Source organism: Stenotrophomonas maltophilia, from assembly GCF_001274595.1.
GTDB classification, from domain to species: domain Bacteria; phylum Pseudomonadota; class Gammaproteobacteria; order Xanthomonadales; family Xanthomonadaceae; genus Stenotrophomonas; species Stenotrophomonas forensis.
Genome location: NZ_CP011010.1, coordinates 4,747,501 through 4,760,850, shown reverse-complemented (window position 1 = coordinate 4,760,850; position 13,350 = coordinate 4,747,501). Strand labels below are relative to the sequence as shown.

The following is a 13,350-nucleotide window of genomic DNA, read 5'->3' as shown; positions in this document are numbered from 1 at the left end:
GCATGGCTATCTCCAAGCACACTCCCGCCCTGTTCAACGAAGGCCTGCCGGACCCGCGCCTGCAGCAGTTCCGCATGCGCCGCCTGCAGGTGCACAACTGGGGCACCTTCAACGGTTTGACCGAAGTACCGATCGCCGAGCGCGGCTTCCTGTTCGTCGGCCGTTCCGGCTCGGGCAAGTCGACCCTGCTCGATGCCATGTCCGCGCTGCTGACGCCGCCGGCCATCGTCGACTTCAACGCCGCCGCGCGTGAAGCCGAGCGCAGCGGCCGCGACCGCAACCTGGTGTCCTACGTGCGTGGCGCGTGGGCCGACCAGCAGGACAGCGGCACCGGCGAAATCGCCACCCAGTACCTGCGCAAGGGCGCGACCTGGACCGCGCTGGTGCTGGAATACCGCGCCGGCGACGGCCGCGTGGTCAGCCTGGTGCGCCTGCTGTGGATCTCCGGCAACGGCACCTCGGCCGGCGACGTGCGCAAGCACTACATGATTGCCGAGCGTCCGTTCGACATCGCCAAGGATCTCGGCGGTTTCGACCTGGACCTGCGCAAGCTCAAGCAGAAGCTGTCCGACCTGCACCATTTCGACACCTTCTCCGGCTATGCCGAGCGCTTCCGCGACCTGCTCGGCATCGACAACGAGATGGCACTGCGCCTGCTGCACAAGACGCAGTCGGCGAAGAACCTGGGCGACCTCAACGTCTTCCTGCGCGACTTCATGCTCGACACGCCGAAGACCTTCGACGCCGCCGAGCGCCTGGTCAGCGACTTTGCCGAGCTCGATGGCGCGCATCAGGCGGTGGTCACCGCCCGCCGCCAGGTGGAAACCCTGCTGCCGGCGCGCGCCTACTACAACGATCTGAAGGAAATGCACCGCCAGCGCGGCGACGACGAAGCGCTGAAGCTTGGCGTCGACAGCTTCCGCGAAAGCCGCCGCCAGGCGCTGATCGAAGCGCGCCTGCGCGAGATGGATGTGCGTGACCGTGGCCTGCTGGGCGAGGAAGCCCAGCGCCGCGCCGCACTCGACAACCACACCGAGCGCCTGGCCGAACTGGAACTGCAGCGCCGCCAGCAGGGCGGTGAGCGCATCGAGGAACTGGAACGCGAGCAGGGCCGTGCCGAAGCCGAGCGTGACCGCCGCCAGGCCAAGCGTGACCAGGCCCAGGAAGCTGCTCAGCAATTGCAGGCCGAACTGCCCGGCGATGCCCACGGTTTCGCAGAGCTGGTCGAGCGTGCGCAGAACGAACTGCAGGACCGCCAGCGTGCCTCGGCGGCACTGGATGATGCGATCAGCGATCGCCTCGGTGGCAAGCGCGATGACGAGCGCCGCTTCGGCGAAGTGCGCAGCGAGCTGGAGGCGATGCAGCGCACGCCGTCCAACATCCCGGCGCCGATGCAGAAGCTGCGCGCGCGCCTGGCCGAGGAAACCGGCATTGCCGAAGCGGCGCTGCCGTTCGTCGGCGAGCTGATTCAGGTCCGCTCGGAAGAGCAGGGCTGGCAGGGCGCCATCGAGCGCGTGCTGGGCGGCTTCGCGCTGTCGCTGCTGGTCGATGACAAGCACTACAACGACGTCGCCGAGTGGGTGAACCGTACCCACCTGGGCATGCGCTTCACCTACTACCGCGTGCGCCGCAACGATGATGCGTTTGCCCGAGAGCCGTCGGCGAAGTCGCTGCTGCACAAGCTGGAACTGCGCGAGCACGTGTTCGAAAGCTGGCTGCGCCGCGAGCTGGGCAAGCGCTTCGACTACGAATGCGTGGACGCCAAGCAGCTGCGCAACGTCGACCGCGGCATCACCCGCGAAGGCCAGGTCAAGCATCCGGGCGATCGTTTCGAGAAGGACGATCGCAGCGCCGTCGGCGATCGCCGCCGCTGGATCCTCGGCTTCAACAACCACGACAAGGTGGGTGCCTTCGAGCGTGAAGCGCAGGAACTGGCCAAGCGCATCGCCAGCTGCGAAACCGATATCGCGCGCCTGCGCGGCCAGCGTGACCGCGACAACGAGCGTCGCCTGGCCTGCCACGAACTGGTCAGCATCAGCTGGAACGAGATCGACATCGCCGCCCCGCAGCAGCGCCTGAGCGATATCGAGGCCACCCTGCGCGACCTGCGCGAAGGCAACGCCGACCTCGCCAAGCTGGCCAAGCAGATCGACGCCGTGCGCGCCGACATCGAGCAGTCCCGCCGTACCTATGAAGACGTCCGCGTCGAGCGTGGCCAGCTGGTAAAGGAACGTGACCGCCTCGACCGCGCGCGCCAGCAGAGCCGTGCACTGGTGCTGCCGAGCCTGGCTCAGGAGCAGGAGGCCGGCCTGGCCGAGCGCCTGCAGGAGCAGGGCCCGCTCAGCCTGGAAACGCTGGAAGCGCACATGCGCCAGGTCAGCAATGCGCTGAATGAACAGTTGTCGTCGTCGCAGCAGGACCTGAACCGCATCGAGAACCAGCTGATCGGCTGCTTCCGTCGCTTCATCCAGCAGTGGCCGGAGGAGTCGGGTGACTTCACCGTGTCGGTGGCCTCGGCCGAGGATTTCCTCGCCCGTCTCGAACGGCTGGAGCGTGATGGACTTCCGCAGCACGAAGAACGCTTCTTCGACCTGCTGCAGAACCAGAGCAAGAACAACCTGCTGGCCCTGCAGCGGCACAGTGCAGAGGCCCGCAAGTCGATCGGCCAGCGCCTGGACGAAGTGAATGCCAGCCTGGAACAGGTGCCGTTCAACCGCGGCACGCTGCTGACCATCGAGCTGAGCGACCGCCGCCTGCCGGAAGTCGGCGAGTTCCACCTGCAGCTGCGCGAAGTGCTGTCGCAACAGCAGACCGAGCAGCGCGAGCTGGCCGAATCGCAGTTCACCGTGCTGCGCCAGCTGGTCAACCGCCTGGGCTCGCAGGAAGGCGAGGACAAGCGCTGGCGCGAGCTGGTGCTGGACGTGCGCATGCACGTGGAGTTCATCGGCGTCGAACTGGATGCGGAAACGCGCCAGCAGGTCGAGATCTACCGCAGCGGCGCCGGCAAGTCCGGTGGCCAGCGCCAGAAACTGGCCACCACCTGCCTGGCCGCAGCACTGCGCTACCAGCTCGGCGGCGCCGACAGCCAGCTGCCGAGCTACGCCGCGGTGGTGCTCGACGAGGCCTTCGACAAGGCCGACAACGAGTTCACCGCACTGGCGATGAACATCTTCGACAATTTCGGCTTCCAGATGGTGGTGGCCACCCCGCTGAAGTCGGTGATGACGCTGGAACCGTTCATCGGTGGCGCCTGCTTCGTCGAGATCAGCGGTCGCCACGACTCCGGCGTGTTGCTGATCGAGTACGACGAAGAAGGCAAGCGGCTGAAGCTGCCGGAGCGCAGCCGCCAGCAGGCCAACGAACCGGAAGAAGCCGAGGCCTGACCCGGCCGATTGAATGGGAATGCCGGCCAGCGGCCGGCACTACCGGGTCATGAACCCGCCCATGGTAGTGCCGGCCGCTGGCCGGCAACCGCATTCACGCACCGCGGAACGTATCCCACGCCATCCGTGCGATCAGCACCACCACCAACCCCACGAACAGCTTGCGGATGAACGGCGTGCCGCCCTTCAGCGCCAATCGCGTGCCGACCACCGAGCCGATGATGTTGGCCGCCGCCATCGGCAGCGCGAACAGCCACAGGATGTTGCCGGTGGGCACGAAGAACGAGATTGCCGCCACATTGGTCGCCAGGTTCACCACCTTCGACGCGGCGGATGCACGCAGGAAATCCAGCCCGAAGAAGCGCACGAACAGGAAGATCAGGAAACTGCCGGTGCCCGGCCCGAAGAATCCATCGTAGAAACCGATCGCCGCACCGATCGCCAGCGCGATCACCAGCTCGCGGCGTCCGATCTCCTGCGGCCGGTGCAGCGCGCCGAAGTCCTTCTTCCACAGTGTGTAGGCCAGCATCGCGATCAGCAGCACCAGCACCAGCGGGCGCACCGCATCCTTGGGCAGCAGGCTCACCGCCGTGGCCCCGGCGAACGAGAAGATGAAGGCGGTACCGGCCGCGAACAGCACCGGCTTCCACGGGAAGCGCACGTTGCGCGCATAGCGCCAGGCCGCCGCACCGGTGCCGAACATCGAACTGAATTTGTTGGTACCGAACAGCATTGCCGGCGTCTGCTGCGGCAGCACCGTGAACAGGCCGGGCAGCTGCACCAGGCCACCGCCACCGACGGCGGCATCCACCAGGCCGGCGATGAAGGCGATCACCACCAGCCACCACAACTCAGGGGGAACCAGTTCCAGCACGGCGGTCATTCAAGGTGGGGGCGCGACAGCATACGCCTGTCCTGCTGCAACTGACCTGTGCCGCGCGTGGATCAATCCGTGCAACCCGGCGACAATGACGGCATGAGCCGACAACCCGCCGATCCCTGTCCCTGTGGCCTGGCCGCCGACTACGCCGCCTGCTGTGGACGCTTCCATGCCGGCGAAGCCGCACCGGACGCCGAGCGCCTGATGCGTTCGCGCTACAGCGCGTACGTGCGTGGCCTTGCCGATTACCTGCGCCAGACCTGGCACCCGGATACCCGCCCGGCCGAGCTGGTGCTGGAGGAGGCGCCGGGCCAGCGCACGCATTGGCTGGGCCTGACCGTGCACGAGCACACGCCCACCGGTGCGGACAGCGCCGAGGTGCGCTTCACCGCGCGCTACCGCATCGGCGGCGGCAGTGCGGTGAAAATGACCGAGCACAGCCGCTTCCTGCGCATCGACGGCCGCTGGTACTACCTCGACGCGGTCTGAGCCTCAGCCGCCGCGCACGGCCAGCACGCGCTGGCCGGCGTGCGCGCGGACCTGGTTGCGGCCGCCGTCCTTGGCCCTGTACAGCGCCTGGTCGGCCGCCTTGATCACCGCTGCCGGCCGTGGATCCTCACGGCTGTCGGCCAGGCCGATACTCACTGTCACCTGCACCACCTGGCCGTTGCCGCCGCGTCCGCGCTGCTGGCGGCCGGCTTCGTCATCACGGCTGCGGGTGCTGCGGTCGCGCAGCTGCATGCGGGTGGCCTCGATGCTCTGCCGCAATGCTTCCACGGCATCGACACAGGCCGCCGCCGGACGGTCCAGGAACACCACGACGAACTCCTCGCCGCCATAGCGGAACGCGCGGCCACCGTCGCTGACCCGCGACAGCCGCGAGGCCACCAGGCGCAGCACATCGTCACCGGTATCGTGGCCATGGGTGTCGTTGAAGGACTTGAAGTGATCCACGTCCACCATTGCGATGCTGTAGGTGCCGCGTGCCCGCTGCACGGTCTCGTTGAACGCGCGGCGCCCCGGCAGGCCGGTCAGTTCATCGCGGAAGGCCATGTGGAAGGACTCCTGCAGCATCGCACCCAGCATCAGCAGCAGGGCAGCACTGCTCAGTGCCGGCAACAGCACCGGTTGCAGGAAGATCCGCGGCAGCATCCACCACAGGCACAGTAGGGCCAGCAGCATCGCGGTGTGCAATGGCCGCGGATGCCGCCACGCCTGCCAGCCCAACGCAGCGGTGGCCAGCAGGAACAGCAGGGCCGGCACCTGCGCCAGCGCGTTCCAGTGGGCGGGAATCCAGCGCCAGTGACGGTCCGACAACAGGTCGTGCATGCCGCTGGGCTGCTGTGCTGCCAGCAGCAGGAAGACGGCAAGCGCCAGGCCGCAGGCCACGCCGCGCAGCAGCAGGTCCTGGCGACGTCGCCCGCGTTCCGGCCACAATGCCAGGCCCGCCAACAGCAGCGGCAACCAGGCCGAGATGGCATGGAAGCGCAGCGGGGTCAGGGCGGTCACATGGCCACTGCGCAGGTAGCCACCCACATCCTGGTGCAGCAGCGCGAACACCACCGCCACCAGCAGCAACAGGCACAGCGCACGCACCTGGTGGTAGAGCAGGGCCAGCCCGGCGCCGAGGCTGGCCAGCAGCCACGGCAGGATGCGCTGGGCGGGGCTGGCAACGTCTTCGTTGCCCAGCGCCGTCCACAGCAGCAGTGCGACCAGCACGGCGGGCAGCACGAACAGGTAATGCGCAGGCTGGCGGAGCGGATGCAGGGGCAAGCAGGAATTCCAGCGCGGTGACGACGCGGCCGCAGCACTGCCGTTAGCGGCGTTCGGGCCCGCTTCTTGAATGCGGGCGGGTCACCCATGTGAACAAAGTGACGCCGAACCATGACGTCGCACTCACCGGCCTGCGCCGATGCTGCCTGCATGGACAGCGTACCTGCCGCCGTCGCTGCCCCGCAGCACGATCTCGCCCACCAGTTCGCGCGGGTGCGGGCCCGCAGCCTGCAGTTGGCCGCGCCGCTCAGCGCCGAGGACGCCATGCTGCAGAGCATGGCCGATGCCAGCCCGAGCAAATGGCACCTGGCCCACACCACCTGGTTCTTCGAGCGCTTCGTGCTGGCAGGCCTTGCCGCCGCACCGGCGCACGATCCTGGCTGGGACTACCTGTTCAACAGCTACTACAAGAGCATCGGCCCGGCCCACGCGCGGCCACAGCGTGGGCTGCTGTCGCGCCCTTCGCTGCAGCAGGTACGCGATTACCGCCAGCAGGTGGATGCGCAGGTGCAGTCACGCCTTGCTGCCGGCGACCTCGACCCACAGGCGCTGCAGCACCTGCAGCTGGGCCTGCAGCACGAGCAGCAGCACCAGGAGCTGCTGCTCACCGACATCAAGCATGCGTTCTGGTGCAATCCGCTGCAGCCGGCCTACCGGCAGGACCTGCACGCCATCACCAGCATCGCCACTGCGCAGGGCTGGATCGAATCGCCCGAACGCATCGTTACCGTCGGTGCCGCGGCGTGGCCGCAGCACGCCGCCTTCGCCTACGACAACGAATCGCCGCCGCACCGCGTGCTGCTGCCCGCCCATGCCCTGGCCGAGCGCCCGCTCAGCAACGCCGAGTACCTGGCCTTCATCGAGGCCGGCGGCTATCGCGAGCCGCGCTGGTGGCTCAGCGAAGGCTGGGCGCTGCGCGAAGCAGAGGACTGGCAGCACCCGCTGTACTGGGACGACGCCCTGCAGCGCGAATACACCCTGGGCGGTTGGCGCGAACTGGACCTGCACGCGCCGGTCTGCCACCTCAGTTATTACGAGGCCGACGCCTGTGCCCGCTGGGCCGGTGCACGCCTGCCCAGCGAGTTCGAATGGGAAGCCGCTGCCGCCTCGCAACCGCTATGCGGCCATTTCGCCGATGACGATGGCCTGCACCCGCAGGCCGGGCAGGGCAATGGCCTGCGCCAGATGTTCGGCGATGTATGGGAGTGGACCCAGAGCGCCTATGGGGCCTATCCGGGCTTCCGCCCGTTCGCCGGCAACCTGGGCGAATACAACGGCAAGTTCATGTGCGGGCAGTGGGTGCTGCGCGGCGGCAGCTGCGCCACTCCGCGCGGACATGTGCGTGCCAGCTACCGCAATTTCTTCATGCCGCCGGCGCGCTGGCAGTTCTCCGGGCTGCGCCTGGCCAGGGACCTCACATGAGTACGGTGGATGACGCGCTGCAGGCGCTGACCGATCTCACCCCGGGGCGCCAGCAGATCCTGGCCGATGTGGTGGCCGGTCTGTCGCGCCCGTCGCGGCAGTTGCCCTCCAAGTACTTCTACGATGCCCGCGGCTCGCGCCTGTTCGAGCAGATCACCCAGACCCCCGAGTATTACCCCACCCGAACCGAGCTGGCCCTGCTGAAGCGCGTGCTGCCGGATATCGCCCGTACCGTCGGCCCTCGCCTGCACGTGGTGGAACTCGGCAGCGGCAGTGGCCGCAAGACCGCGCTGCTGCTGGCCGCATTGCACGACCCGGTGGCCTACACGCCGATCGAGATCTCGCGTGCCGCACTGCTGTCCAGCATCGATCACCTGGCACCGGCGCTGCCCGAGGTCGAGATGCTGCCGGTCTGCGCCGACTTCACCCGTCCCGTGGCCGTGCCCATGCCCGAGCGCGAACCGGCACGACGCCTGCTGTTCTTCCCCGGTTCCACGCTGGGCAACTTCGAAGGCGAGGACGCCATCGCGCTGTTGCGCGCGATGCGCCAGACCATGGGCGGTGAGGGCCTGGCCCTGGTCGGCATCGACCTGCACAAGGACCCGGCGCTGATCGAGGCAGCCTACAACGACGCGCAGGGCGTCACCGCTGCCTTCACCCTCAACCTGCTGGCCCGGCTCAACCGCGAGATCGGCAGTGACTTCGATCTCGACGGATTCCGTCATCGTGCGTGCTACAGCACCGCCCGGCTGCGTATTGAAACCGACCTGGTCAGCCGCTGGGCGCAGGATGTCCATCTCGATGGCCGGACCTTCCACTTCGCCGCCGATGAGCCGATCCGCGTGGAATACAGTCACAAGTACACCGATGACAGCTTTGAAGCGCTGCTGCAGCAGGCTGGGCTGCAGGTCACGCAGCGCTGGGATGCCGACCGTCCTGCCTACGGCCTGCGCCTGCTGCGTGCGGTCCAGCCCGCCGGTGGTCCGGGTGCCCTTCAGGTTCGGCGGCATCGGTACCCCTAAGATGGCCCTGCAACGGCAACACGGAGGACGCCATGCCCATTCTCACCACGCTCGGCCTGGCAGCCGCCCTGGTTTCGGCCCCCACGCCTGCGGCAGCGGATGCCAGTGCCGATCCAGCCTTCAGCCGCTGCCTGGCGAACCTGCAGGCCACCGCCGCCAGCCAGGGCATCCGTGCCGAGCGCTTCACTGAGATCACCGCCGGCCTCACGCCCGACCCGAGCGTGCTCGACCTGCTCGATGCGCAGCCCGAATTCACCACGCCGATCTGGGACTACCTGGCCGCGCTGGTCGATCGCCAGCGCGTGGATGATGGCCGCGCGATGCTGCAGCAGCATCGTGACCTGCTCGATCGGGTGTCTGCACAGTACGGCGTCGATCCGGCCACCATCGTCGCGGTCTGGGGCGTGGAGAGCGACTACGGCCGCGTGTTCGGCAAGCGCCCGCTGCTGCAGTCGCTGGCCACGCTGTCCTGCGCCGGCCGCCGCCAGGCCTTCTTCCGCGGTGAACTGCTGGCCCTGCTCACGCTGATCGACCGTGGAGACCTGCAGGCACAGGGCCTCACCGGGTCCTGGGCAGGCGCCTTCGGGCATACGCAGTTCATGCCCAGCACCTATGCACGCATCGCCGTGGATGGTGATGGCGATGGTCGCCGCGACCTGGTCGGCAGCATCCCCGATGCGCTGGCGTCCACCGCCAACTACCTCAAGCGCGCCGGTTGGCGCAGTGGCGAGCCGTGGGGCATGGAGGTGCGTGTCCCCGCCGGTTTCAATGCCAGCCAGGCGGGGCGTACCCAGCGCCGCGCCCTGGCCGAGTGGCGCGCGCAGGGAGTGACTGCGCTGGATGGCAGTGCGCTGGCCCCGGCCAAGCTTCCCGCCGACGCGCGTGCCGCCCTGCTGCTGCCGGCCGGCAGCAAGGGCCCGGCGTTGCTGGTGTTCCGCAATTACGACGCGATCTACAGTTACAACGCGGCCGAGAGTTACGCACTGGCGATCGCCACGCTGGCCGACCAGCTACGCGGCGGCGCCGGATTGGCCACGGCCTGGCCCACCGACGATCCCGGAATCGGCCGCGATGAGCGCCGTCAGCTGCAGACCCTGCTGCTCGCCCGCGGCCACGATATCGGTAGCGCAGACGGCATGATCGGTACTGCCACGCGTCGCGCGATCCAGGCCGAACAGCAACGCCTTGGCTGGGCCAATGCCGATGGTCGCGCCGGGCAACGCATCCTGCGCGCGCTGCAGGAAGAGGCGGCTGCCGCGCCCAGTGCGCAGAAGGCCTTGCCGGCGGCACGTTGACCGCGACATCATCGCCGCGGTCTTCAAGGAGCGTCATCGCATGCAGTCGAATCCGGACATCAGCAACGGCCTGTATCACGGGCTTGAGGCCTGGCACGTGCGCACGCCCGTCGCCACGGCGGTCATCAGCGTGTTCGGCGGACAGCTGCTGTCGTTCATTCCGCAGGGACAACCGGATCTGTTGTGGTTGTCGCCCATGCGCGCCGAGCTGCCGACGCCGATCCGCGGTGGCGTGCCGGTGTGCTGGCCATGGTTCGGTCGCCAGGGCCAGGGCGCGGATGCTCCTGCACATGGCCTGGTGCGCACCGCACGCTGGGAACTGCTGCACGTGCACCAGGGCGATGACGGCGCAGTGGAGCTGCAGCTGGCCCCGTCACTGCCCGACCCACTCGGCCTGCGCCTGCAGATGGTGGTGCACGTCGGCCATCAGCTGCACCAGCAACTGATCACCGAGAACATCGGAACCGCCCCGGTGACGTTCACCCAGGCACTGCACAGCTACTTCAGGGTGGGTGATGCCAGCCGCGTGGACGTCGAGGGTGTCGACGGACTGCAGTACCTGGACAAGTACGAGGACTATTCCCACGCGCGGCAGCAGCAGGGGCCATGGTCGCTGCGCGACCCGCGCGATCCTGGCCGCAGCGACCGCATCTACACCGGGGCACAGGGCCACTATGTGCTGCGTGATCCCGTGCTGCAGCGGCAGATCGAGATCCACAGCGAAGGCAGCCAGACCCTGGTGGCCTGGAACCCGGGAGCCGAGGCCGCGGCGAAAATGTCGGATGTCGGCGAGGGCTGGCGCGACTATGTGTGTCTGGAAGTGGCCAATGCCGGTCCCGAGCAGATTACCCTTGAACCGGGCGCAAGCCACCGGATGGCACAGACCCTGGCCAGCGCACCGCTGCAGGCCACGACAGGACGTTGAGCGTGATGATGGAACCAGCAGAGGTAGGCAACATGCAGGATGCGCAGTGGTGGTATGCCAACAGCAGGCAGAGCGAAGGGCCGGTCGATCTTGCCGGGCTGCGCCGCCTGCAACAGGACGGGACGGTGACGGCGCGTACGCTGTTGTGGCGGGAGGGAATGCCGTCGTGGCGACCGCTGGCCGAGCTCGACCCTGCGGTGGCCGCAGCCGGGCCGGTCGCCCAACCGCCCGAGCCTGCAGGAGTCGCGACGACCGCCGCCGATCCATCCGATCCCTACCGCGCGCCCACGACGGCCGCCCTGCCCACGCCAGCCACAGGGCTGGAGGGTGACATGGCGCTGTATGCCGCCGTCGTCGGCGGCAACTTCCCGATCTATCGCCAGCGCTGGCGGCTGGATCAGGGCATCGCCACGGGCAGCGGTACCTGGCACTGGCCGGCGTTCCTGATCGGCTTGATCTGGATGATGTACCGCAGGATGTACCGGCTGGCGGCCATCTGGGCCGGCACCCTGGTGTTCTTCAGTATCGCCGAGGCTCTGTTGGGTGTGCCCGAAGGCATGTCCATGTTCATCAACTTCGTGCTCAACATCACCGCCGCGGTGTATGCCAACCGCTGGTATCTGTCGCACTGCCAGCGGGAGATCACCCGGGCACGTGTCGTTGCCGGCGACGATGCGGCACGCCTGCGCAGCGAACTGGTAGCCCGGGGTGGCACCAGCGTACCGGCGGCGGTCGGGGCCATCTTCTTCGTCCTGGTGATGATGTTCGTGGCGCAGGCGATGGCCGGCTGAGGGGCAGGCGATGATCGGCAACGCCGTTCGCCCGCAGTCTTGATCCTCGTGCTCAGGCCGGCGCGCGCGCCCGCAGTACCAGCAGGCACAGCGTGCCGGCCACCAGCCCCCAGAATGCCGACCCAATCCCGGCCAGGGATACGCCCGAGGCGGTGACCAGGAAGGTGACCAGTGCCGCCTCGCGGTCACGCTCCACCGCCAGTGCACTGGCCAGGCTGTTGCCGATGGTGCCGAACAGCGCGATACCGGCCACGCAGGCCACCAGTTCCTTGGGGAACGCCGCAAACAGTGCCGCCACCGTGGCGCCGAACAGGCCGATGACAATGTAGAAGGCGCCAGCAGCCATGGCAGCGGTGTAGCGTCGTGCCGGATCCTCATGCGCATCGCGGCCCATGCAGATCGCTGCCGTGATCGCCGCCAGGTTCAGCGCGTACGCACCGAACGGCGCCAGCAGGGTGTTGACCACGCCGATCCAGCCGATCAGCGGCGATACCGGGGCGTCGTAGCCGGACGCGCGCATCACCGCCACGCCGGGAATGTTCTGCGAGGCCATGGTGACCATGAACAAGGGCAGGGCGATGCCGGCCACGGCGGTCCACGACAAGGACGGGGTCACCCACTGCGGTACCGCCAGTTGCAGGTGCACCTGCTGTGCGTGCAGCAGGCCACGGCTGGCGGCGATCGCGATACCGACCAGCAGGGTGGCGATGACGGCGTAGCGCGGGAACAGGCGGCGCCCGGCCAGCCAGGTGGCGAACATCGCCAGTGCCAGCACCAGCTGGGTGTTCATGGCCACGAACACGTCCAGGCCGAAGCGCAGCAGCACGCCGGCCAGCATGCCCGCGGCCAGCGCCATCGGCACCCGCTGCATCAACCGGGCGAACAGGCCCGAGAAGCCCGCCAGCATGCCCAGCACGGCGGCGAGCAGGAAGGCGCCGGTCGCTTCAGAGAGCGAAGCGCCGCCGGCACCCACCACCAGCATGGCCGCACCCGGGGTCGACCATGCGGTCACTACCGGCACGCGATAGCGCAGCGACAGGCCAATGCAGGTCACGCCCATGCCCAGACCAAGCGCCCACATCCACGAGGCGATCTGCGCCTGGTCGGCACCGACCGCCTGCGCGGCCTGGAACACGATCACGGCGGAACTGGCGAAGCCGACCAGCACTGTAATGAAGCCAGCGACGATGGCCGGTATCGAAAGATCGCGCCACCACGTGCGTGCCACCTGCATGCTCATTGCTCTCTCTCCACTGTGCATCCCTGCATTGATAGCGGTTGCGGCGTTGACCGCGCAACGCGCGGGCAACGCCGCAGTGATCTTCGAGCGTACGTCATGCGTGATGTCACGGCGCTTCTGTCATCACCCTGCAAAAAAAGCCTTGACGAAATCTGCAGGATCTCTAGAATTCGCTCCCTTGCTGCAGCGCATCGCTTCTTCGGAAACGGCACGCGAACAGCGACGCCACCACCGACGAACGAGATGATCGAACGAAGGTGTTGACGGACTCGAAAAGTCCGGCATAATAGGCGGCTCGCAACGACGAAAGGCCCTCGGGTCCAACGACGAAGCGGCATCGGCAACAACGTCCACTCCGGTGAGGCGGCCTTGAAAAAAGGTGTTGACGAAGCGGAAAAGCCGGCTATAATGGGCGGCTCGCTACGAAGGAAACTTCGCAGCACACGGGAATGGCGCTGAGGCCACTTCCCCGGATCTTTGAAAGTATGCGCAGGTATCTTGTGAAGGCGCCTGCAGGAAGGATGATTGTCCATCTTGCAGACGTTTGATCAAGCAACTATTAATTGTTTTAAAGCAAGCGATACGTTGCCAGCATCAATCATCTGCAGCTTTAAATTTT

The 13,350-nt window shown here is 67.6% G+C and carries 10 protein-coding genes; 7 read left to right on the top strand and 3 right to left on the bottom strand.

The features are described 5' to 3' along the window. Positions 1-2: 2 nt before the first annotated feature. Complete coding sequence (locus VN11_RS21490) at positions 3-3,383, top strand: ATP-binding protein (protein WP_053451194.1); 3,381 nt, start codon at positions 3-5, stop codon at positions 3,381-3,383. 94 nt (positions 3,384-3,477) lie between these two features. Here the strand turns inward: VN11_RS21490 and VN11_RS21485 are convergent, their stop codons facing one another. Continuing rightward, positions 3,478-4,266, bottom strand: a complete 789-nt coding sequence (locus tag VN11_RS21485) for a sulfite exporter TauE/SafE family protein (RefSeq protein WP_219626123.1) — start codon at positions 4,264-4,266, stop codon at positions 3,478-3,480. Positions 4,267-4,359: 93 nt separating this feature from the next. Between VN11_RS21485 and VN11_RS21480 the strand changes: the two genes are divergently transcribed. Further along, a complete protein-coding gene (locus VN11_RS21480; RefSeq protein WP_053451406.1) occupies positions 4,360-4,752 on the top strand; it encodes a YchJ family protein in 393 nt (130 codons plus the stop codon). Positions 4,753-4,755: 3 nt separating this feature from the next. Here the strand turns inward: VN11_RS21480 and VN11_RS21475 are convergent, their stop codons facing one another. Beyond that, positions 4,756-6,036: a GGDEF domain-containing protein gene (locus tag VN11_RS21475; protein ID WP_053451193.1), complete on the bottom strand. Its 1,281-nt coding sequence runs from the start codon at positions 6,034-6,036 to the stop codon at positions 4,756-4,758. Positions 6,037-6,186: 150 nt separating this feature from the next. On the opposite strand from VN11_RS21475, the gene egtB reads away from it, so the two are divergent. From egtB to VN11_RS21450, 5 genes are read left to right on the top strand one after another with little or no spacing between them, the layout of a single operon-like run. Next, positions 6,187-7,458 carry an ergothioneine biosynthesis protein EgtB gene (egtB, locus tag VN11_RS21470; protein WP_053451192.1) on the top strand — a complete coding sequence of 424 codons (1,272 nt, stop codon included), beginning with the start codon at positions 6,187-6,189 and terminating at the stop codon, positions 7,456-7,458. Then, positions 7,455-8,480 (top strand): L-histidine N(alpha)-methyltransferase, encoded by a 1,026-nt coding sequence (gene egtD, locus VN11_RS21465; protein ID WP_053451191.1) that lies wholly within the window; start codon positions 7,455-7,457, stop codon positions 8,478-8,480. Before egtB ends, egtD begins: the two co-directional genes overlap by 4 nt. 32 nt (positions 8,481-8,512) lie before the next feature. Further along, positions 8,513-9,775, top strand: coding sequence for a lytic murein transglycosylase (locus VN11_RS21460; RefSeq protein WP_053451190.1), 1,263 nt, complete (start codon positions 8,513-8,515; stop codon positions 9,773-9,775). A 40-nt stretch (positions 9,776-9,815) separates the two neighbouring features. Continuing rightward, positions 9,816-10,700: a D-hexose-6-phosphate mutarotase gene (locus VN11_RS21455; RefSeq protein ID WP_053451189.1), complete on the top strand. Its 885-nt coding sequence runs from the start codon at positions 9,816-9,818 to the stop codon at positions 10,698-10,700. Between the two features lie 32 nt (positions 10,701-10,732). Continuing rightward, positions 10,733-11,491: a GYF domain-containing protein gene (locus tag VN11_RS21450; protein ID WP_053451188.1), complete on the top strand. Its 759-nt coding sequence runs from the start codon at positions 10,733-10,735 to the stop codon at positions 11,489-11,491. A gap of 52 nt (positions 11,492-11,543) precedes the next feature. Here VN11_RS21450 and VN11_RS21445 read toward each other — a convergent pair whose 3' ends face one another. Further along, entirely contained in the window at positions 11,544-12,731 is a 1,188-nt protein-coding gene (locus VN11_RS21445) for a benzoate/H(+) symporter BenE family transporter (protein ID WP_053451187.1), read from the bottom strand. Between the last annotated feature and the right edge of the window lie 619 nt (positions 12,732-13,350).

Bases quoted from the DNA above. Each gene is read 5' to 3' on its own strand.
- VN11_RS21490 (WP_053451194.1), top strand. From the start codon at position 3: ATGGCTATCTCCAAGCACACTCCCGCCCTGTTCAACGAAGGCCTGCCG.
- VN11_RS21460 (WP_053451190.1), top strand. From the start codon at position 8,513: ATGCCCATTCTCACCACGCTCGGCCTGGCAGCCGCCCTGGTTTCGGCC.
- VN11_RS21445 (WP_053451187.1), bottom strand. From the start codon at position 12,731: ATGAGCATGCAGGTGGCACGCACGTGGTGGCGCGATCTTTCGATACCG.
- VN11_RS21480 (WP_053451406.1), top strand. From the start codon at position 4,360: ATGAGCCGACAACCCGCCGATCCCTGTCCCTGTGGCCTGGCCGCCGAC.
- VN11_RS21455 (WP_053451189.1), top strand. From the start codon at position 9,816: ATGCAGTCGAATCCGGACATCAGCAACGGCCTGTATCACGGGCTTGAG.
- VN11_RS21485 (WP_219626123.1), bottom strand. From the start codon at position 4,266: ATGACCGCCGTGCTGGAACTGGTTCCCCCTGAGTTGTGGTGGCTGGTG.
- egtD (WP_053451191.1), top strand. From the start codon at position 7,455: ATGAGTACGGTGGATGACGCGCTGCAGGCGCTGACCGATCTCACCCCG.
- VN11_RS21450 (WP_053451188.1), top strand. From the start codon at position 10,733: ATGCAGGATGCGCAGTGGTGGTATGCCAACAGCAGGCAGAGCGAAGGG.
- egtB (WP_053451192.1), top strand. From the start codon at position 6,187: ATGGACAGCGTACCTGCCGCCGTCGCTGCCCCGCAGCACGATCTCGCC.